Raw genomic sequence first — 21,116 nt, forward strand, 5'->3', positions numbered from 1 at the left:
CACTTCTGGTTCGGGCCACTGGCGTAAAAATCCTGCTCCAACAGATTTTCTGACACAGGCAGGCCGTGTGCGCGGTAGCTGACCGGGCTGAACTTCCGGGAGGCCTTTGCCCTCAGTCCCTGACGGCGCAGGCTTGCCGCCACGGTTTTTACGTTAAAGGGGTAACCCTGAGCACGCAGTTCATCCGTCAGGCGTGGGGCACCGTAACGCTGTTTTGACCGGGTAAAAGCCGCGAGGACAACGCTGTCGCAGTGTTGGCGGAACTGCTGACGCGTGCTTATCCTTGTCCGCCGCTGACACCACGTATACCAGCCGCTGCGGGCCACCCGGAGCACGCGGCACATTGCTTTGATGCTGAACTCAGCCTGATGTTTTTCAATAAAGACATACTTCATTTCAGACGATTCGCAAAGTATGTCGCGGCCTTTTGGAGGATAGCCAGTTCCTCTGCCTGCTCCGCCAGTTGCCGCTTCAGGCAGGCATTTTCAGCGGCCAGTTCACTTTCACGCTCTGACGAACTCATTTGTTGCTGCAGTTTGCTGCGCCACGCATAGAGCTGTGATTCATACAGGCTGAGTTCACGGGCTGCGGCAGCAACACCGATGCGTTCAGCAAGTTTCAGGGCTTCACTGAGAAATTCAGGCGAATGCTGTTTACGGGGTTTTTACTGGTTGATACTGTTTTTGTCATGTGAGTCACCTCTGACTGAGAGTTTACTCACTTAGCCGCGTGTCCACTATTGCTGGGTAAGATCAAGTCTTACTTACCCTGTGAACCATGTTGATATTGATACTATATTGACTATATGCCATACAGGTGGTAATGATTAGTTACTACCATACAGGAAAAGGTAGAAAATGACTCTTTTGGTAACGGCTGAGTGTGTTGACGATCTGATAAACGATGTTCATCAAGCTATCCTAGCGGATGGACTCAGTAACGATCCTACAAAAGGATCAACTCTAGAGATTCTTGGTGCCTATCTTGTCCTTACCGACCCCCGCCGAAGAATAAGTAGAACAGAATCCCGAGGAAAACTAATTAGTTGCTTAGGTGAATTTCTGTGGTATCTCTCAGCTCAGAACGATCTTGAGTTTATAAAACACTTCATACCACGTTACGCTGAATCCGCTGAGTCAGATGGGAAAATACATGGTGGTTACGGGCCACGGTTGTTTAATATGCGTGGTTTATATAATCAGCTAAAAAATGTTATCAACCTTTTGCAGGAGAAAAAACCTACCAGACGTGCAGTAATACAGCTTTTCGATGCCTCAGACTTGGTGCCCTCAAAAACTGAACAGCGAGAATACGTAGATATTCCTTGTACAATATCTATGCAGTTTATTGTCAGATGTGAAGAGCTGCATCTATTTGTTTGTATGCGTTCTAACGATGCCTTTATGGGGCTGCCTCATGATGTATTTGCGTTCACGATGCTACAGGAATTAGTTGCCCGCTTGATAGGATGCGAATTGGGTCACTATCATCACTTTGTATCCAGCCTACATCTCTATAAAAATGATTTAGAAAAAGTGAAGGCTCTTCAGAAAGAGGGGTTCATGAGCACCCTACCAGTCATGGGATCGATGCCTGAAATGCATTCCTTAGATGATATCTTACCCCTGCTTGAGGCAGAAAAAGCTCTTCGAGAGAATAAGGAATTTGATATTGACACTACTTCCTTGAATGACTACTGGAAGGATTTATTGCGTATATTAAAAATCCACTTTTTGTTACGTTCACATACACCCAACCACAAAGGACTAGCCTTCCAAGAGTTGGCTGCAATGAAAAATCAGGAATATCGGTTTATTTTTGAAGGAAGACTACAATGAAAAGACATAATCAAATCAGTCAGCTGGTTAGTAATTTGCAAAATTTTAGCCGCAATGAACACAACCTAAATGGCCTAAGTTCTCCTGCCTGCTTTGATGTTTTAGCCTGTCAGATTATCGACAGTATACGTCGTATACGCTATGTGGAAACTCTTGCATTACGGACCGATTATATGACTCCGTTACGAAAAGAGCCGAATTCTGATGTTTTTGATCCTCTCCGCGCTGCCTGCCTTTATCTTCGTGACAACAATTACGATGAAGCCTGCTGGCTGGTTTTCCTTGCCACACATTTCGGCAAGAGTAACAAAACCGGCTGGATTTTGTGTCGAGATATATACAGTGGACTCGGTACACAAACGTGGACATGGGATACGATAACTGATGACTTTGCTGCTTTTGAACAATGGTTCGCCAGCGTCTCTGATGAGTTGACAGCTAACAGTAGCCTAAGACAATATGGTAACCATCGGAAATATGAAACGAAGAAATATCACTCTCGTCGTTCAATACCTGCGGTTTTTCGCTCTTACATCGGATTCATTGGTGCTACACACAGTCATGAGGCTAGGTTTGCAGAGGCCAAGAGCTTTTCATCTTCACCAGAATCTTTATTCGAACTATTGTATTCAGGGCTAAATGCCGTGATCTCATTTGGACGAACCGCAAAATTTGATTACCTAACTATGCTCAAGAAAACGGGACTTCTGGATGTAGAGCCGGGTCATGCTTTTCTGAATGGAGCAACCGGGCCCCTTCAAGGAAGCCGGCTACTTTTCAGCAATAGCCGGACTGCTGGTGACACAATAGACGTATTGAATGAAAAACTAGCTGACCTTGCGGCAATTATTCCTGCACCCTACTTGAGAATGCAGGTTATTGAAGATGCGTTGTGCAACTGGCAGAAATCACCTGACCGTTATGTCTATTTCGGCGGCTGATATCAGACGATATCTTCTTTACGGAATCTCACTTTAAACCGATTAAGGTGAGAAAAAGGTATATTACCTTCATGCTGCAAATATCCCAGTACGATCCCTTTGGATACCCCCATTTTCCTAGCTAACCGGATGATCTCTTTCCAATGCCGGACACCATAGCGACTAAGTTGCTGCCGGTATTCTTCTGGGATAAGAACATCAACGGCAAATTTATCTGCTTCCTTTTCCTCTTCCGACGAAAGACTATCTTTACCTTCTACGCGAACTCGGACAGCTTCATGCAAGATGAGATGCCCAATCTCATGAAACAGCGTAAACCAAAAATGGTCATCGGTCAGATAACGGAAACTCATGACTAGGGTTGCGCGATCTGGTGTAAAAAAGCAGGTAGCACCACTTGCCCGACATCCCTTTGGCGTTGGCAACACAACGAGAGAAACTCCAGCAGTGGCGAGAAGGTCGCGAATGTAAGGGATAAAAATCCTCATGTCGGGTTCATTTGTAGCTTTGCGCAGTTCTGGCAACAATGCTATCAGCCCCTCTTTATCCCATACAGCACAGTTTTGGTTTGAGGTAAGTTGTGCAGCCCTAGTCAGCCACACCAAATCGGCCATAGGCTCGGTTGCCAGATTAAGAGATTTACGAAAAGCGACCAAAGGAGCATCTGACTGAATTTTATAAAAAAAATCATTGACGGAATTTATTCCGAAAAACGATAGGCAGTGCTGGAATTTACTTTCCCGAGTTGTAGTTTTGGGGATCCAACCAAACTCCATCATATCACGTACAGGCAATGATTCGAGCCAATCATTATTCACTTTCTCGAGGTATCCAATTTGCTGGCGATAAGCGACTTCGCGCTTGATCCAGAAGTCTGTCGATACGTTGAATAACTCCTCAAGCTTACAAGCCAGAGACTCATTGAGTCGGATTTTTCCTTCAAGAAGTTGCTGACCCCGGATAAGAGACAATCCAATCCTCTTACTCAGTTCTTCACCAGAAAGCCCATGTTCATCCATTAGATCTATAATTGTATCACCGGGTGGAGATACCCAGTCAGGCTGGAAGTCCTGCGTAACTATCATTTCACGTCACCTATGAACACTAACCGTATCCGGCTAACTCGGGACCAGTTAATTGTATTATCTTGATTTTTGGGCTGAACTGTATTCCCACAGACAAATCCCATTTTTACATCACCGAGAATGGTAATTGTAATACACTCTTCCCCATCCTCAAAGCAGACCTCCGGCGAACCTACGGGCAACAGTAATATGTTGTCTGTCACGGAAAGATCGGAAAGTCGCGAGCGTAGTCTTGATGCCACTTTGTCACCAAAGATCTCATTTGCCTCATGCATACTCTCGCAAATAGTCCTTAACTTCTTGCTTTGAAAGGTAATGAACAAAATTATCCACTTTTATTTTTCTTGGTTGCTACGTTTATAGCAAACTCAACGCTCATTCACAAAATGAGATGTAGCGAATTAATGGACTCTGCACATATTAAATGTTAATGATGGACTTAAAATCACGGATTCGTAAGGGAAACATGAAAGGTAAACATCAAGACACTAAAGCCCTGTCTGACGTGCTAGCGGAAATGCAACGGCAGGATGCCAAATGGGGGGCAGACCGTAATCAAGATCCTTTTATCTGGGGAGCGATTCTCGGAGAAGAGGTGGGAGAATTTCATCAGGCTGTCCTCCATGATCGTTTTGGTGGTAAAGCAGCCGGTACCAGTAGGGAGGAAGCAGTACAAATTGCTGCTGTTGCACTGCAAATCATCGAATATTATGATCGCGTAATAGATCGATAAATTAGAATTAATCAACTAAGAGTCTTTTACACGCGAAGATGAACTCTGGCAGCCATCTACCTTCGTGGGCCTGTAGAACACATCTAATTGCAATACTCCCAGTTAATCACTAACCAGCCTCTCCAGTAAGGCTGGTCGATTAGGTTTAATTAAACAGATATAACAAGCAATTCACTTGGTATTACGCGGTTCACACAGACTTCTTTAGTTGTGTCATATCCTATAACTTTCAGAGGCTTATTTACGGTATTATCACGAACGGTGCAAAAGTGGCTCTTCCGCAACCTAGGTGGAGATTTTCATGCCAGTGGACTCATTACCCTCTGCCTAAGTAGTTCAAATCCGGCTCGACCATACATCAGATGTTTCAGCATCTTCAGGCGATTTACATGACCTTCGACAACACCGTTACTCCAGCGGCTGCTGGTTGCCTCACATATAGCCGCAGCATCAGCTTCCATCCCCGCAGCCACGCGCCGAAGTTCTGCTGAACCGTTTTCGTGGACTCGAGTGAACCAACTGCTTAGATTTGATTTATTTGGGGTTTTCAGAATACGGTAGAACTCAAGTACTAGTTGCTGCGCTATTTTCAGCGCCGGTTCTTTTTCACACATCAGACTAATAAATCGGGAAGCATAATTTTCTTCACCCCTGATTATTATCCAGGGCATCAACCAGCGGCTTACCCGGGACACTGAAGGAAGTCTGGCGGCAGTAGTAACTGGTGGGTTCCAGCCTTTACGCCATTTGGCAACAGCATCCCTGACGATGGTTTCACTGCCTGTAACCCCCGGGCCACCATTTCCCGCCATATCCAGTCGCTGGTGTGCTGAATTGGTCATGTATGAAGGAAGATATCAATGGTGGTATCTCCCTTTCAAAAGGAAGTGAAAAGCTTGATGCCTGCTGCCAGGCAATCAATATTACGTGCTTTTAACGACTATCCTAAATGGTGGTAGCTATGCAGAGCTCCCGGTCCTAGCGCTGGGAGCTTATCGCTTATCTTTACCGTAAGCGTAAACGGACCGCCGTATGTAGCCATTAAACCAGTATTGGTAACGTAGATACCCACCTTTTCAAAAGGGAAGTGGATAAAAGATAGCGAAAATGCGAAGAGTTGATTAATGCATTGAAACAAAATTCATTAATGATGAACTTGGAGAAAAGCTCCATCGTTTTATTGGCTCAAAAAACATATCCCATAGATGATCAGCCATACCTTCATTGGTTAGCAAGGTATCCTGTGAGTAGCCATGGCTGAAGATGCCCATTGATGGGCGAAAACCAAGGATCTGACCGTTAGAGCAGTTATGTCGTTAAACACATCACCACCATATGCCATCCGGCTCACTTCGTCGGCCAAATTAGTGTGATATTCTTTCCAGAAATGCTGTTGTATCCACGACATAAGGCGATGATTGATGGAGCAGTCTCTCAATTTTGAAATGTTGCGCAGCCAGTGGCCGGAACTGGCTGAACTCGCGTGTATGGCGGAACGCTATGTTCACTCCGATCCGGAAAGTTGTCTGGTCAAGCTGCGCAACTACACCGAATTGATGGTGCGCTGGTTGTATCGTCAGGAGCGGTTGCCGGAAGGTATTAAGGCTAATCTTTACGATTTAATGAATGCTGATGTCTTTACCAGCATGATGCCGGAAGCCATCATCATGAAAATGGATGCGCTGCGTATCCATGGCAACCGTGCCGCGCACGGCGGACGTATCAAAGCTAAAGATACTTACTGGCTGCTCAAAGAAGCGTATTTGTTGGGAATTTGGCTGTATGTTCGCTACGCCCACGGTAATGTTGATGACTGCCCCAAATTTACACTCCCTCCATTAACACAATCTTCAGGTCGTGCAGATGAAAAACGTCTGGAAGATGCAATCAGGGCTCAGGATGAAAGCCGTGAGCGCGAACTGGCGCTGCAACGCGCACTACAGCAAGAACAGGAAAAGGCCGAACACCTCACTCAACGCCTGAATGAAGCCAGAGCGCGTAACCAGCATGTTGCCGATATTCTCTCTATTGATGAAGCGGAAACCCGCCGTCGCCTGATTGACTCTCGCCTGCTTGCTGCTGACTGGAATGTAGGCGAAGGCCTTAAAAATACCGATCAGGTTACGCAGGAACATCCCGTTAAAGAACAACCTACCGCGACCGGAGACGGTTATGCGGACTATGTCTTGTGGGATGAGGCACACAAACCGCTGGCGGTGGTGGAAGCAAAAAAAACCAGCGTCAATGCCGAGCAAGGACGAATTCAGGCCCGGCTGTATGCAGACTGGCTGGAAAAAGAATACGACCAGCGTCCGATCATCTTCTACACCAACGGCTATGATATCTGGCTGTGGGATGACCATAAAACTCATGGTTATCCCCCGCGTCGGGTGTTTGGCTTCTACAGCAAGGAAAGCCTGCAATATCTTATTCAACAGCGTGAAACCCGTCTTCCGCTGAACAGTGTGCCGCACGTAAAAGATAACGAAGGTAAGGCCGTTGCCGGACGTTTGTACCAGCTTGAAACCATTGCCCGTGTCAGCGAGCGGTTTACCAACAAATACCGGCAATCGCTAATTGTTCAGGCTACGGGTACAGGCAAAACCCGCGTGGCAATAGCGCTAAGCAAACTAATGATTGATGCCCGCTGGGTAAAACGCGTCCTGTTTCTTTGCGACCGCAAGGAACTACGTAAACAGGCGGCGAATGCCTTTAATCAATTCACCAATGAGCCGCTGTATGTGGTCGGGAAATCGAAAAAAGCAGACAGGCAGAATGCTAGGATCTACATCGCCACCTATCCTGGTATGATGAAAATCATGGACCATTTCGATGTTGGTTATTTCGATTTGATCATCGCCGATGAATCCCATCGCTCTATCTACAACGTTTACGGCGATCTGTTTAAGTATTTTGATGCCCTCCAGATTGGCCTGACGGCCACGCCGATTGACATGGTGAGTAAAACCACTTTCGGCCTGTTTGGTTGTGAAGGACGTATTCCTACCGCCAACTACAGCCTGGAAGATGCCATCGCCGATAACAATCTGGTTCCCTATGAGGTTGTCACGCACACCACAGAATTCCTGCGCGAAGGCATCAAACGGGAGAAATTAAGCGACGCACAAATCCGCGAGCTGGAAGAACAAGGCATAGATCCCAATACGCTGGAGTTTGATGGCAAGGCGCTGGATGAGGCGATCTACAACAAAGACACCAACCGCTATATCCTGCGTAACCTGATGGAAAATGGCCTGAAAGATCGGGACGGCCAGTTGCCAGGTAAAACCATCATTTTCGCCCGTAACCACAAACACGCGCTGCTGTTGAATGAATTATTCGACGATATGTACCCGCAGTTTGCCGGGCGCTTCTGCCAGGTCATCGACAATTACGATCCCCGCGCCGAGCAACTGATTGATGATTTTAAAGGGCTGGATGAAAGCACCAACAAAGAGCTGACCATCGCTATCTCCGTTGACATGCTCGATACCGGTATTGATGTCCCGGAAATTGTGAATCTGGTCTTTGCCAAACCGGTCAAATCAAAAGTGAAGTTCTGGCAGATGATTGGCCGTGGTACGCGCCTCTGTCCGGGGTTGTACGGTTACGACGATAACGGCAAACCTCTGGATAAACAGAAATTCCGCATTTTCGATCACTGGGGCAATTTTGAGTATCACGAACTGCATACCGAAGAGGCCGAAGTCACAGCGACAAAATCGCTTGCACAAAAACGCTTCGAAGCGTGGGTTATGCTGGGGGCCGCTGCGCAACGTAAATTCGACAAACAGGCGGTGGATTTAGTTGCTCACCAGCTACGCGAGCAAATCAATGCACTGGATGAAAAGTCGATTGCCGTCCAGGAAAAGTGGCATCAAAAAGCGCAGTACAGCGATGAAAAAGTGCTGCGCCAGCTTTCCCCGAAAACACAGCAGGATTTGCTATCTGTCCTGGCCCCGCTGATGCAGTGGCTGGACGTGCGCGGGCAAAGCGACGCTATGCGCTTTGATATGGATATTCTGGCGGCGCAAACTGCCCGTTATACCAACCCGGAAGAGCTGGATGTGCTCTGGCCGGTCATCGTCGAAAAAGTGGAGCGCCTGCCGCCGCATTTGGCGCAGGTCCAACAGCAAGGACCGCGGATCAATCAGCTTCGTGATTTAGGCTGGTGGAAGCAGGCCAGCCTGGAAGAGCTGGAAGATATCCGCATTCATCTGCGCGGCATCATGCACCTGATGGAAAAAGACGCGACGCCGAAATTTGGTTCGATACAGGTGGATATTACCGAAGATGCGAACCTGATTCAGACGGAAAACCGCAAAACCAACATCCGCTCGATTGACTTCAAACTCTATCGCCAGCAGGTGCAGGGAGCGCTGGAGCCGCTGTTCCAGCAAAATCCGGTGCTGAAGAAAATCCGCAACGGCGAGCCTGTGACGCAAAGCGAGCTGGATGAACTGGCTAAACTGGTGCTGATCCAGAACCCTAACGTTGATATCCGGGCACTGAAAGAGTTCTACCCGCAGGCGACCGCCAGCCTGGATAAACTATTGCGTACCATCATCGGGATGGACAGCGACGCGGTGGAAGTGCGCTTTGCTCAGTTCGCCGCTGATAACAGCCTGACCAGCCAGCAATTGCGCTTCCTGTCATTGCTGAAAAACCACATTCGCGATTACGGCACCATTGAAATGCGGCAGCTCTTTGAACAGCCTTTTACGCATATCCACAACGAAGGCGTTACCGGTGTGTTCCCTGATATAGAGCAGATCGCCCGCCTACAAAAGATAGTCGAAGAGCTGGGTGTTGTGACCGACGCAGCAACGGTATAATACGCACATGACAAGCCCCGGCAGCGGGGCTTTTGTATTTAAAACAGGATATAAAAGCTAACAATGATCACTGGTGACTTAAAAAGTAAAATCGACGGCCTGTGGGAAGATTTCTGGGTGGGTGGTATCACCAACCCGCTGACCGTAATCGAACAGATCACCTATCTAATGTATTCCCGGATGCTGGATACTCAGGAACAACGCGACGAGAAGCGTAAACAAATCGCGGGTATTGATTTTAAACCGCGTTTTGCACCAGAACAGCAGGAGTTCCGTTTCAGTCACTATAGCAATCTTGGCTCGGATGAGATGATGGAAGTGGTGCGCGATGGTGTATTCCAGCATTTTCGTCAGCTCGGCCAGGCTGATGCGTCGAAGGTAACGCTGCTGGGCAACTTTATGAAAGATGCCCGTCTGGAGATTGTTAAGCCTTCATTGCTGACCAAAGCGGTTGAGGTGATCAAAAACCTGCCATTGGATCGCGGCGACACCAAAGGCGACCTTTACGAATACCTGTTAAGCAAGCTGACCACTGCCGGAATCAACGGCCAGTTTCGCACACCGCGCCACATTATCCGCACGATGGTTGAAATGATGGAGCCGAACCCCGCCCGCGGCGAGACGATTTGCGATCCGGCCTGCGGCACCGGTGGCTTTCTGGCAACCAGCTATGAATATCTACTGGAGAAGTACAGCTCGCTGGAATCCATTCATACCGAGATTGGCACCAACGAACGTGGTGAGCTGGAAGAGCAAAAAATCTTTACCGGCGATCTGTTGACCCCGTGGCGTAACCATGTGGATAACAATATGTTCCACGGTTACGACTTTGACACCACAATGTTACGTATCGCCGCCATGAACCTGATTATGCACGGCGTGGAAGCGCCGGATATCCACTATCAGGACACCATGAGCCAGAGCTTCAGCACAAACTTCCCGCAGGCCAGTAAAAACGCTTTCAACCTGATTCTGGCAAACCCGCCGTTTACCGGTTCACTGGACGAAGAAGATATCGACTCCACGCTGTCGGCAATGGTGAAAACCAAAAAAACCGAACTACTGTTCCTGGCGCGTATTCTGCAAATGCTGAAAGTGGGCGGGCGCAGTGCCACTATCGTGCCGCAGGGCGTGCTGTTTGGCTCCAGTAAGGCGCACCAGTCACTTCGCAAAACGCTGGTGGAAGATAACCAACTGGAAGCGGTGATCAACCTGCCTTCCGGCGTATTTAAACCTTACGCTGGCGTGGCGACGGCGATCCTGATCTTTACCAAAGGCGGTCAGACGGACGAGGTCTGGTTCTACGATCTGCAAAATGATGGCTACAGCCTGGATGACAAGCGTAACCCAATTAAAGACAACGACCTGCCGCATCTGCTGGCAAGCTGGAAGCATTACCGTACTTTACGCGGGCTGCCGGTTGATAACTTTATGGGTGAGAAGTTAGCCTCGTTGCTGAAACAGCAGTACCCGGAAGGGATTGATGCTGGCGTTGATTTTAAAGATCGCACTCAGGCGGCGTTTATAGTGCCAAAAGAAGATATTGCTGCCCAGAAATACGATCTCTCTATTAATCGTTATAAAGAAGTGGTGTATCAGGCTGAGGAGTATGAAGATCCGAAGGTGATATTGAAGCGGTTAAAAGATCTGGAAAAAGAGATTCTGGCGGATCTGGATGAGCTGGAGGGGATGCTGTGAAAAAAAATCAATTGGTCACACTTGGCAAACATATAGACATATTGTCCGGGTGTGCATTCCCTTCAAGTGGATTCAATAGGAACAATGGTGTTCCACTAATCCGTATTAGAGATATTCTTTCAGGAAAAACCGAAACTTATTATGAAGGCAGTTATGACTTAAAATATCTTATTAAAAAAGGTGATTTACTAGTTGGGATGGATGGAGATTTCAACCGTGAGTATTGGAAAGGTACTGATGCGTTGTTAAATCAACGGGTATGTAAAATTACGCCAAATCCTGAAACACTTGATAAAAATTTTCTATATCATTTCTTGCAAAAGGAATTGGATAAAATTCATGCTACAACAGATGTTGTGACTGTAAAACATTTGTCTGTAAAAAAGATACAAGATATTAAAATTAGGCTTCCTTCATTAAAAGAACAAAAACGCATTGCTGCTATTCTTGATAAAGCTGATGCTATACGCCAAAAGCGCGAACAAGCCATCAAACTGGCTGATGATTTTTTGCGGGCTAAGTTTCTAGAGATGTTTGGAACTCCTGCAAACAACATACATCGTTTCCCGAAAGGAACGATTCGCGACTTGGTTGATTCAGTAAATTATGGAACTTCAGCAAAAGCCTCTATTGATTCTGGTGAATATCCTATATTACGGATGGGTAATATAACATATCAAGGTAGGTGGGATTTTACAGATTTAAAATATCTTGATCTCAGTGTAAAAGAAAAGGATAAATATTTGGTTAAAGAAGGCGATCTTCTTTTCAATCGTACTAACAGTAAGGAACTTGTTGGTAAAACAGCTGTGTATGAAGAAGACAGGCCTATGGCATTTGCTGGATATTTAATCCGCGTTAGACCTAATTCTATCGGAAATAACTACTATATTTCAGGGTATCTTAATTCCATCCATGGCAAAATCACATTGATGAATATGTGTAAAAGTATTGTTGGCATGGCTAATATTAATGCACAGGAATTGCAGAATATAGAGATATTAATCCCACCTAAGCATCTACAAGATGAGTATGAGATTATTTATAAAAAAATAAAAAAAGGACTAAGCATTTATGATAAAAGCGCAATGCAACTTCAACTTTTAGCATCAAACCTATCGAATAAATATTTCATGTAAGGTTCATTATGAAATTAACTAAACTTGTACTTGAAAATTTCAGATCTGTTAGAGAGCGGCAGGAAATTGATTTTGCACCTGTAACATTACTATTGGGGCCAAACAGCGCGGGCAAGACTACTATTTTAATTGCATTATTTTATCTTCAACAAATATTAGACCGTGAGCAGTGTGATCCTATATATTTAGAAGCTATGGGGAACAGGCGCATAGATGGATTTAGATCTCTAGTCCATAATGGGGATCTGAATAATGTAATTACTATTGGTATCGGTTTCGATCCTGAACAAACAATAGGTGTAGAATATAAAACATATTTAGAAGAACTTGGTGATATTTTCGATATTCATTTTATAAAAATGAAAGACATTGCAGATGAAACTGAAAAGGTTTATGTAGAGTTTAAAATCGCATGGTCACAATTGCACAGAGCAGCATATATAAAGAACTATGCTGTTTCTATAAATAATGAATTTATTGGAGAGCTAAGTAATGATGAGTATACTAAATCATCTTTAGTAAATAGATTGAACTTTACTCATCCGTTGCTTCTTCCTATTGATTATAATTTATGGCTTGAATCTATTGATAAGGAAGGATTAGATACGATTGCCAGTGAATTTGAAATATCTTTAAATGACTTAATTCCTGGCTTAGAACGTAATAAAAGTGGTGCAACAGAGCGAGTAAAAACTGTTGATTATATATTTGAAGAAGATAAAGAAAAACCAATGTTTCCTGTTTTTTTAAAGACGAAAATTGGTGCGTTACCTCAACTGGGAAGAACTGTTGATACAAATTTGAAAGTTTTTGATATATCCGAGCCAGTTGAGTATTTTAATCGAGATATAATCACCAGAGTGCTAACGCAAGTTTTTACTTCTCCGTTAGATAAATTAAATAATTATTTAAAGGCTAGCGTATCTATTGGACCGTTAAGAATTATACCTGATTCTTCATTTACGCCAAATCCTTATCCAGAACAAAATGGATGGTTTGATGGTACATCAGCATGGGATAAGCTGTGTTTATCTCAACAAAATGATAGTGATTTGATTAAAAAAGTAAGTGATTGGTTTTCCAATAGAGATAAACTAAACACTAATTATAATATATTTAGTGGAGGAGAATTTGATATAAAAACCTCCCCTCAACTTTTAGGTCTGAAAGATAATGTTTACTTCTGTAAAATAGATTCAAGCCAAATGTTATTTCCAAATCAAGTCGGTGTCGGATTAACTCAGATAGCACCTCTTATTATTGCAGCCAATATAGTTCAGGATGGATTAATTGCTATAGAGCAGCCTGAGCTACATATTCATCCCGCTTTACAACTCGCTGTAGGTGATCTGTTTACCCAATATCCCCTTGATGTTAAAAGACCTATGTTTTTAGTCGAAACACATAGTGAGCACATTTTGCTTCGAATTTTAAAAAGAATTAGACAAACAACGGACAATGAATTACCTGAATCAAATTACCCAGTAAAACCTGATTTTATATCAGTGATCGTTTTCGAGGATAATAATGGTTCGACTGTTACTAGGAAAATAGATATTACTGATGATGGTGACTTCAAACAAAAATGGCCCAAAGGTTTCTTCGAAGAAAGAAGGGGAGAGCTTTTTTAATGTTCTACGAATGCGCCATTTCACCAGAGGCTTTGTTTGAGATCGCAATTGATCGGAGAAATTATCGTGACTTCATAAAAGGATTTTCTACGGGCGGTAACTTTCTCTATAGTGAATTACCAAAGCTGAAGAGAAATAAAAAACAATTGCTTGGGCTATTAAATGCTAATCATAGTGAACTTCAAAAAAAACGATTAGAGGACCTTATTATTTTTTTGAAAAATAATAAGGTTAGTAGGGTTTATGATTATGTTGGTGACATGTCATGGTCAGATAACATCTCTGCTGTAAATCGAATTGAACAATTTGATCATGTAGTGAGTTCTACTCCTTGTGATAACCTTGATGTAACTAATATAGATGATTTCTTTGGGTTAAATTATGCTCGGCAAAAAATTGTTGCTAGAATTGCTGAGGATATGATATCTATAATCTCACGCTTATTAAAAACATCAGAGCATATTATTATAGTTGACCCATACTTTAGTGACAAACAAAGATGGTGGAATGTATTTATTTCATTACTTAGCGTTAGTGCTAATAACTCTTATAAAAAAAATTTAAAGATAGATGTTATATTTGATGGGAGTAAAGAAAACTCCCCAACGGTGAATTATTTGGCTAATAAGTTGAACCGCGAAAACCTTGTCTTTCCAGACGATTTTAAATTATCAGTAACATTTAAGTCTTTAACTTCTCGCGAGGGTAATGAATGTCTGCATAATAGATATGTTCTTTCTAATGTTGCTGGAGTTTGTTTCATGCATGGTTTAGATGAGGGAGAAGGAACGGATGATGTCTCAATTTTGTCGAAAGAGGGATATAATAAAAGATGGGAACATTACACTACGAATAATGTTTTTGATTTAATAGAAGAGCGTGAAGTTATATGTTAAGTATTTCCCTTACTGTTTTCAATTAAATCCTACAAACTTATTAGGACCCTTTAAAATTTATTCAACACGCCAATAAAAAATCTAATTCTATTAATCTTGACCTGGTCTATCAAAATGATAGACCAGGCTTCTGTTATCTACATTACTTCTAGTGAAATAGCCAACCAATCGTCCCTATAAGGCAGGTTAAATAGTTTTAATTTAGCAAATTTGATAAACAACTCACTCGCCATTACCCCGATTGATCTTCGCATAGTCAAACGGCGTAATCGCTCTCTCCCGATTGGCATCCAGAAAATCTGCCCACCACTGCAGCATCAGCTTGCGCTCATCCAGATGCTCCGCTTTATGGATATACGCTGCCTGCACTGAGTTACGTCCATGTGGCTCATCTGACGTTCAGCCGCTTTATCTCGTGCTGTTCTGGTCTCAATACTTCCATGCCGTTGCAATTACCTCTTAAACCATTCCTTATCATTTTCATGTCTTCGATAAGAAATCTTCATCATTCATGATCGATTTTGTCGATCGATTCGATCGAATTTTCTCTTTTTACCTTGTCTTTTGCATGGTTTTAAAATGAGCAACCTTCTTTATCGGGTGGGGTAAGAACCAACGGAGATGATTGAAATGAAAAAGGTTATTGCTGTTTCAACACTTGCAATGGCAGGCATGTTTTCGGCCCAGACTCTGGCTGATGAGAACAAAACTGGCTTTTATGTGACCGGTAAAGCCGGTGTTTCTGTTATGTCACTTTCAGAGCAACGTTTCGTTGATGGTGAAGGGGCATGGGCGGATAAATACAAAGGCAGTGACAAAAGTGATACGGTTTTTGGCGCAGGCCTTGCGGTGGGATACGATTTTTATCAGCACTACAATGTGCCGGTGCGTACTGAAGTGGAGTTTTATGGCCGCGGTAACGCTGAATCAAAATATCGTCTGAGTTATTGGGAAAGTGCCGGTGGTGCCGAGTTCGATGATGCACAGAACAAGCTCAGTGTAAACACGCTGATGCTGAATGCGTATTATGATTTCAGAAACAGCAGTGCATTCACGCCATGGATATCTGCTGGTCTGGGTTATGCACGGGTTCATCATAAAACTTCGTACATATATACCGATAACAGCCCGGCAGGCAGTGAAGTTTATTCAGCTTCAGCGTCAAAATACGAAAACAACCTGGCATGGAGCCTGGGTGCCGGTGTTAAATACGATGTGACGCAGGATTTCAGCCTTGACCTCAGCTACCGGTATCTGGATGCAGGGGATTCCACTCTGACTTATAAAGATGAGGATGGTGCTAAATATAAATCCTCTGTTGATGTCAGAAGTAACGAGTTTATGTTAGGTGCAACATATAACTTCTGACAGCCATTTCTGCCTGCGCTTTGGAGCACAGTAAAGTGCAGGTATGACAAATCAATAACAGATATCCTGATGATATTCTCCCTCTGGCAACTAATAATTTCAGATGAATGAAATATAAATAGAGCAAAAATATTACTTTCGTTGATTTTTTACAGGGGGCAGGTAGCGCGCAGTATGGTTGTCAGTCTGTTAAATGAAAAAGGACTGTTGTTGGGACACGTTGTTTTTTGTCATATCAGCCCTTCCGGAAACAATAAACCGTATTACGAAGGAGGCTCCCGGACATCTGGTTTAAAGTTTGAACATAATCAAATAAAAATCTGTTGCCGGAGGGCGTAGTTTTGTGGAACTGACAAATGATGTCAGGAGTATTTATATAATTCACTTACACAAGAGTAATACTACAGGTGCAGTGATTTATGGTTGACTCAACGAGAAATCGCTCAGCGGAGCGTTTGATTGATATCCTTGTTGAATTACAAAATTATGGCGTGGTCAGTCGCTATAATTTGATGAAAAAATACAACATCACTGAGCGAACAGCATATCGTGATCTGAATATGCTTTCTCCCTTTATTGAAGCCTGTGGCGATGGAAAATACCGGCTTATTTCGGCAAGAGCAGGAAACCAGAGCAAAGAATCACTGCACAAATCTCTGGCCAGGTTACTGGATACTGATGCGATTTTTCCTGAACGGGATGAAGGTTTCTGGCAGAAATTAGAAAACAGGGCAACCGAAAGGCATATTCGTGTTCAGTTTCATAACCCTGAGCACACCATCAGGGATGATTTAAGAAAATATCTTGATGTTCTTGAAAAAGCGATCTGCAACAGTAATGTTTGCCAGATTGCATATGCCGGTAAGACCAGAATCGTTCATCCCTATAAATTAACTAATCAGAGAGGTATATGGTATTTGCTGGCTACTGAAGAGAACAAGTTAAAGTCGTTTTCATTAGCTAAAATAAAATGGCTGGATATAAAAAAAGAAAAGTTTGCAAAGAGTGATGAAATCCAGTCACTGGTAAGTGAGTCATGTGACCCGTGGGTGAGCGACAAAACATTTGATGTTGTGTTGTTCATTTACAGTAATATCGCCCATTATTTTTTGCGACGGGACTTACTTCCTTACCAGCAATTGCTACACAAACATGACAATGGCATTACGCTGTCATGCAAGGCTGCACATAAAAATCAAATTGTCCCGTTGATTTTATACTGGCTACCGAATGTTGAAATTATTGAACCAGTATGGCTGAAAGAAGCCGTGTTAACAATGTTAGGAAAATACCTTACTGCTGAGAATGTTTCCTGAAATATTTCAGTTGACTGATGATAAAGCAATCTGTACAGGAGGAAAAGAATGGCGTTACCTTTTATTATTTTGGGTGTGGCTGCCGGCGCTGCGGCATTCGGCGGAAAAAAAGCTTACGATGGATATCAAAAAAAGTCAGAAGCAGAGGATATCCTCGAAAAAGCAAAAGAGCGTTACGAGGAGCATAAAGAAAAATTTGAGCAGGCTGAAGCTCAGACATCATCAAAATTAACAACGCTCGGAAATAAAGAGCTTGAGATTGGTAAAGATTTCAGTGAGTTCGACAGGATTGCTGCTGAGCTCCTGGCGCGTCTGGAAAAAGAGGGCAATAAAGACCTGAAACTGAGTGTCCCGCAACATAACATCAATAAGATTCAGAACCTGGCCATTTCAGCGACAGAATATCTCAGTACGGTCGTTGCTGCCGGAGTTTCCGGGGCTGCTGCGGGTTTTGCTGTGTATAGCGGAGTGATGGCATTTGCTGCGGCTTCTACAGGTACACCCATTGCAGCGCTTTCTGGTGCCGCGGCTTATAACGCGACGATGGCGGCAATTGGTGGGGGCTCACTGGCTGCAGGGGGCATGGGAATGGCCGGCGGCGCAATGGTATTAGGCACCGCAGTGGCTGCACCGTTGATTGCCATTGCGGGCTGGGCTTACGACAGACATGCGACGAAAGCTCTTGAAAATGCCCATCAGTGTGCCTGCGATGTTGCACGGGCAGTTAAGAAAATGAATCTGGCCCGGGAGCATTTTGCAAAAGTTAATCAATACGTTGATGAAATTCTCGCTGCACTGAACAGAATGCATGCTGTATTTATTAAACACTATTTTGAGCCGCTTAAATCCATGCATTCTGTTATTACAGAACAACAGGATATCAGTGTATCAGATGAAGTCATTGTGCTTATTGACCATGGATATTCACTGGCCGCTATTATGACGGATATTATTACAACGCCACTGTTTAAACCGCGGAAACAGGAAAATGGTGAGGCAGTGATAAAAGATAACGTTATTGAAATGGAAACGGATGATAATGGAATGAACGTTATTAATAAGGATGAGCTGGATGATGTACTGGCCAGTTCGGTTGTGAAATTTGATGATTTTTCATCCCAGAGTTAATGATTTACCGGGCGTTAAAGCCCGGCTTTACAAGAAGTGAAATAACATGAATGTGGAAAAATTTGACTGGACAGAAGAGTTACATCAGACCATGGTGAAGAGCCTGGTTACATCATTCGGGCTGGATTTTCTGTTGCTAAATGATCGTAAGGGTGGTGATGTTGACACTATCCATAATGTGCGTAATGGCATTTATGCCACGGAGGCTGAGCGACAGCGGTATGAAGGTCGTGGCGAATATGATTCTCATCATTACCACAGCCATGAGAACTATATCGCGACGAACCGGGAAGGAAAGCGTGCGCATCAGGCAGGGACTCTTACTGATGCATATACAGGCGAGGTGTTTGCTTCTGACGACAAAAAAAATCTGGATCATATTATTTCCGCTAAAGAAATTCATGATGATCCGGGGAGAATTCTTGCTGAACGGGATGGTGCAGAACTGGCAAATGACGCTTCAAATCTGGCATTCACTCATGAGTCGCTCAATAAATCAAAGAAAGCAGACTCAATGGATGCGTTTATTTGCACGCTGCAGAAAAACAGAGAAGATACGTTAAGGCAGATAGCAGAGCTTGAATCTCAGGCAACGCTGACAGAAAAGGAAAAGAAACGTCTGATAAGTCTGAGAAAAAAAGCTGATGCAGATACTGAGCGTATGGAAAGGGCTGATAAATATGCCCGGGAAAAATATGAGGCCACGATTAATCAGAGCTATTACCTGAGTAGTAAGTTTGCTACTGCTGTCGCCAGTGCTTCGCTTAATTCCGGTTTTCGTATGGGGACGCGACAGATGTTGGGGCTTATTCTTGCCGAGATCTGGTTCGAACTGAGGGAACGAATCCCGCATATTATCAGGCAGCAACGGAACTCATTCAGCGCCGGCAAATGCCTGTCCGAAATAACGTCAGCATTACGTGCCTGCCAGGAACGAGTACAGGAAAAATTCAGTTCTTTTTTAATTGCCTTTAAAGATGGTGTCATCGGAGGGATACTGTCAGGTATTACCACAACGCTGTTAAATATATTCCTGACAACGGAAAGAATGATTGTCCGGCTTATCAGGGAAATGTGGAACAATCTCGTTCAGGCCTTTAAAGTCCTGGTATTTAATCCGGAGGGATTATCGCCGGGGCAGTTAGCCAAAGCGGTCACTAAACTGATAGCAGCAGGTGTGGCTGTTGCCGGAGGGGTGATGATAAATGAGGCGATGGCGCAGATCCTTATTTTCCCATTTGGTTCAGAGCTTGCTGCCTTTTGTGGTGCGCTGACGACAGGTATTCTCGGGCTGGTGATGAATTATTATCTCGAATATAGCGAGGTTATGCAGCGGGTATGGGCATTTCTGGACAAATTTAAGGACAAATTCCAGCGGTCACTGGAATACTTTCAGGCAGTCAATGCTGAACTTGATCGCTATCTTGTGGAACTTACTGCACTGGAATTTTCTGTTGATGCTGCCGAGTTAAATCATTTTTCACTTCATCTGGATAGCGTAAACAGTGAGATAGAGCGCGGACTTCTGCTGAGAGAAGAAGTCCGCCGACGAGGGATTGCGTTGCCGTTTGAGTCAGGAAATGTGGCTTCTGTTCGTGACTGGTTAAATAAGCGATGAAATTACACCCTCCATTTCCCTGTAACCAGTGTGGGGCCTGTTGTCGTCATGTCAACAGGGCGGGTGAAACGCAATGTCTGGATCGTGGTGACGGTATTTGCCGTTACTATCAGACTGATTCTCATTTGTGTGCAATTTATGATAAACGCCCACAGATTTGCCGGGTTGAAGACCAGTATTTACTGAATTATCAGTCTCAGTACAGCTGGCAGGAGTTTATTGCATTAAACCAGGCCGCATGCCTTATTCTGAATAAACTGTAATACCATTAATGGCGGCGTCAGTACAGAAACTGAGAGAACATAAAGCAGTAAAATGTCATACCGTTCAGCAGCCAGCGTTGCCTTCCCCGGCTGCTGTTATTGTAAGGCATTTTCGTTAAGAATGCAGAAGGAGAGGAGCGTGAGATTGCTGTTAAAAGGGCTCGTCGGAATGGCGCTGGCCTGGCTTGTTATTGGTTTCGGGATGGAGTTATTTTTTCTCGCCGATCGGGTTCATCCGGCATTAAGAGTAATCGTTGGCCTGGGGATGTTATTCCTGATGATAATGATTGCGGGTGGTATGTGCGGTTCTCTTCTGTCACGAAAGAAAACATCATGACGTTCCTGTTTACGCCGCTACATTTGTGGTGGCTTTATGATTATTCAGAATAATGAATTCACCTGTCGCGGCATGTTCAGCGACCAGCGCCGGACAGAAATATCGCTTTTTCTCAATTATTATGAAAATTAATCTTCCGTTCATACACTGGTCACGGATTAGCAATGATAAGCGCCTCGTGGGTGATGCTGCCAACTTACTGATTTAGTGTATGATGGTGTTTTTGAGGTGCTCCAGTGGCTTCTGTTTCTATCAGCTGTCCCTCCTGTTCAGCTACTGACGGGGTGGTG

Annotated in this window: 15 protein-coding genes and 4 pseudogenes; 15 read left to right on the forward strand and 4 right to left on the reverse strand. The window is 44.1% G+C overall.

The genetic code is table 11. The annotated features are described in order from the left end of the window. Positions 1-690, reverse strand: a pseudogene (locus tag ACJHWT_RS23055) (IS3 family transposase); the annotation flags it as partial. A 167-nt stretch (positions 691-857) separates the two neighbouring features. On the opposite strand from ACJHWT_RS23055, the gene ACJHWT_RS23060 reads away from it, so the two are divergent. Next, positions 858-1,838, forward strand: a complete 981-nt coding sequence (locus tag ACJHWT_RS23060; protein WP_000174035.1) for a thymidylate synthase — start codon at positions 858-860, stop codon at positions 1,836-1,838. Next, positions 1,835-2,779, forward strand: a complete 945-nt coding sequence (locus tag ACJHWT_RS23065; RefSeq protein WP_000820616.1) for a hypothetical protein — start codon at positions 1,835-1,837, stop codon at positions 2,777-2,779. Before ACJHWT_RS23060 ends, ACJHWT_RS23065 begins: the two co-directional genes overlap by 4 nt. 2 nt (positions 2,780-2,781) lie before the next feature. Here ACJHWT_RS23065 and ACJHWT_RS23070 read toward each other — a convergent pair whose 3' ends face one another. Then, positions 2,782-3,864: an XRE family transcriptional regulator gene (locus ACJHWT_RS23070; protein ID WP_000637419.1), complete on the reverse strand. Its 1,083-nt coding sequence runs from the start codon at positions 3,862-3,864 to the stop codon at positions 2,782-2,784. Positions 3,865-4,330: 466 nt separating this feature from the next. Between ACJHWT_RS23070 and ACJHWT_RS23075 the strand changes: the two genes are divergently transcribed. Next, on the forward strand, positions 4,331-4,597 hold the full coding sequence (locus ACJHWT_RS23075) for a MazG-like family protein (RefSeq protein WP_032153698.1): 267 nt from the start codon (positions 4,331-4,333) through the stop codon (positions 4,595-4,597). 299 nt (positions 4,598-4,896) lie between these two features. On the opposite strand, the pseudogene ACJHWT_RS23080 reads toward ACJHWT_RS23075, so the two are convergent. After that, positions 4,897-5,411, reverse strand: a pseudogene (locus tag ACJHWT_RS23080) (transposase); the annotation flags it as partial. Between the two features lie 607 nt (positions 5,412-6,018). On the opposite strand from ACJHWT_RS23080, the gene ACJHWT_RS23085 reads away from it, so the two are divergent. The 5 genes from ACJHWT_RS23085 to ACJHWT_RS23105 all read left to right on the forward strand — a co-directional run bounded on the left by ACJHWT_RS23085 (position 6,019) and on the right by ACJHWT_RS23105 (position 14,796). Beyond that, positions 6,019-9,432: a DEAD/DEAH box helicase family protein gene (locus tag ACJHWT_RS23085; protein ID WP_000438165.1), complete on the forward strand. Its 3,414-nt coding sequence runs from the start codon at positions 6,019-6,021 to the stop codon at positions 9,430-9,432. Positions 9,433-9,495: 63 nt separating this feature from the next. After that, positions 9,496-11,130 carry a class I SAM-dependent DNA methyltransferase gene (locus tag ACJHWT_RS23090; protein WP_000627728.1) on the forward strand — a complete coding sequence of 545 codons (1,635 nt, stop codon included), beginning with the start codon at positions 9,496-9,498 and terminating at the stop codon, positions 11,128-11,130. Next, entirely contained in the window at positions 11,127-12,269 is a 1,143-nt protein-coding gene (locus ACJHWT_RS23095; protein WP_000742120.1) for a restriction endonuclease subunit S, read from the forward strand. The genes ACJHWT_RS23090 and ACJHWT_RS23095 overlap by 4 nt, the downstream gene beginning before the upstream one ends. Before the next feature lie 8 nt (positions 12,270-12,277). Continuing rightward, positions 12,278-13,900, forward strand: a complete 1,623-nt coding sequence (locus ACJHWT_RS23100) for an AAA family ATPase (RefSeq protein ID WP_000778955.1) — start codon at positions 12,278-12,280, stop codon at positions 13,898-13,900. Then, positions 13,900-14,796: a hypothetical protein gene (locus ACJHWT_RS23105; protein ID WP_000499115.1), complete on the forward strand. Its 897-nt coding sequence runs from the start codon at positions 13,900-13,902 to the stop codon at positions 14,794-14,796. Before ACJHWT_RS23100 ends, ACJHWT_RS23105 begins: the two co-directional genes overlap by 1 nt. Positions 14,797-15,018: 222 nt before the next feature. Here the strand turns inward: ACJHWT_RS23105 and ACJHWT_RS23110 are convergent. Beyond that, a pseudogene (locus ACJHWT_RS23110) lies at positions 15,019-15,203 on the reverse strand (integrase); the annotation flags it as partial. Positions 15,204-15,426: 223 nt separating this feature from the next. On the opposite strand from ACJHWT_RS23110, the gene ACJHWT_RS23115 reads away from it, so the two are divergent. From ACJHWT_RS23115 to ACJHWT_RS23145, 7 genes and pseudogenes are all read left to right on the forward strand, one after another. Beyond that, positions 15,427-16,164: an outer membrane protein gene (locus ACJHWT_RS23115; protein WP_001398114.1), complete on the forward strand. Its 738-nt coding sequence runs from the start codon at positions 15,427-15,429 to the stop codon at positions 16,162-16,164. Positions 16,165-16,583: 419 nt separating this feature from the next. Then, a complete protein-coding gene (locus ACJHWT_RS23120) occupies positions 16,584-17,480 on the forward strand; it encodes a helix-turn-helix transcriptional regulator (RefSeq protein WP_000228490.1) in 897 nt (298 codons plus the stop codon). Positions 17,481-17,528: 48 nt separating this feature from the next. After that, positions 17,529-18,608: a hypothetical protein gene (locus ACJHWT_RS23125; protein ID WP_001207396.1), complete on the forward strand. Its 1,080-nt coding sequence runs from the start codon at positions 17,529-17,531 to the stop codon at positions 18,606-18,608. Positions 18,609-18,654: 46 nt separating this feature from the next. Continuing rightward, complete coding sequence (locus ACJHWT_RS23130; RefSeq protein WP_001100182.1) at positions 18,655-20,226, forward strand: ATP--cob(I)alamin adenosyltransferase; 1,572 nt, start codon at positions 18,655-18,657, stop codon at positions 20,224-20,226. 402 nt (positions 20,227-20,628) lie between these two features. After that, entirely contained in the window at positions 20,629-20,826 is a 198-nt protein-coding gene (locus tag ACJHWT_RS23135) for a hypothetical protein (protein ID WP_001238004.1), read from the forward strand. 52 nt (positions 20,827-20,878) lie between these two features. Next, positions 20,879-21,007, forward strand: a pseudogene (locus ACJHWT_RS23140) (hydrolase); the annotation flags it as partial. Positions 21,008-21,062: 55 nt separating this feature from the next. Then, positions 21,063-21,116 (forward strand): IS1 family transposase (locus tag ACJHWT_RS23145; RefSeq protein WP_129692851.1); only part of this gene is annotated, 54 nt, incomplete at its 3' end.

The sequence above is a fragment of the Escherichia sp. WS338 genome (assembly GCF_046486405.1).
In the GTDB taxonomy this organism is placed as follows: domain Bacteria; phylum Pseudomonadota; class Gammaproteobacteria; order Enterobacterales; family Enterobacteriaceae; genus Escherichia; species Escherichia coli.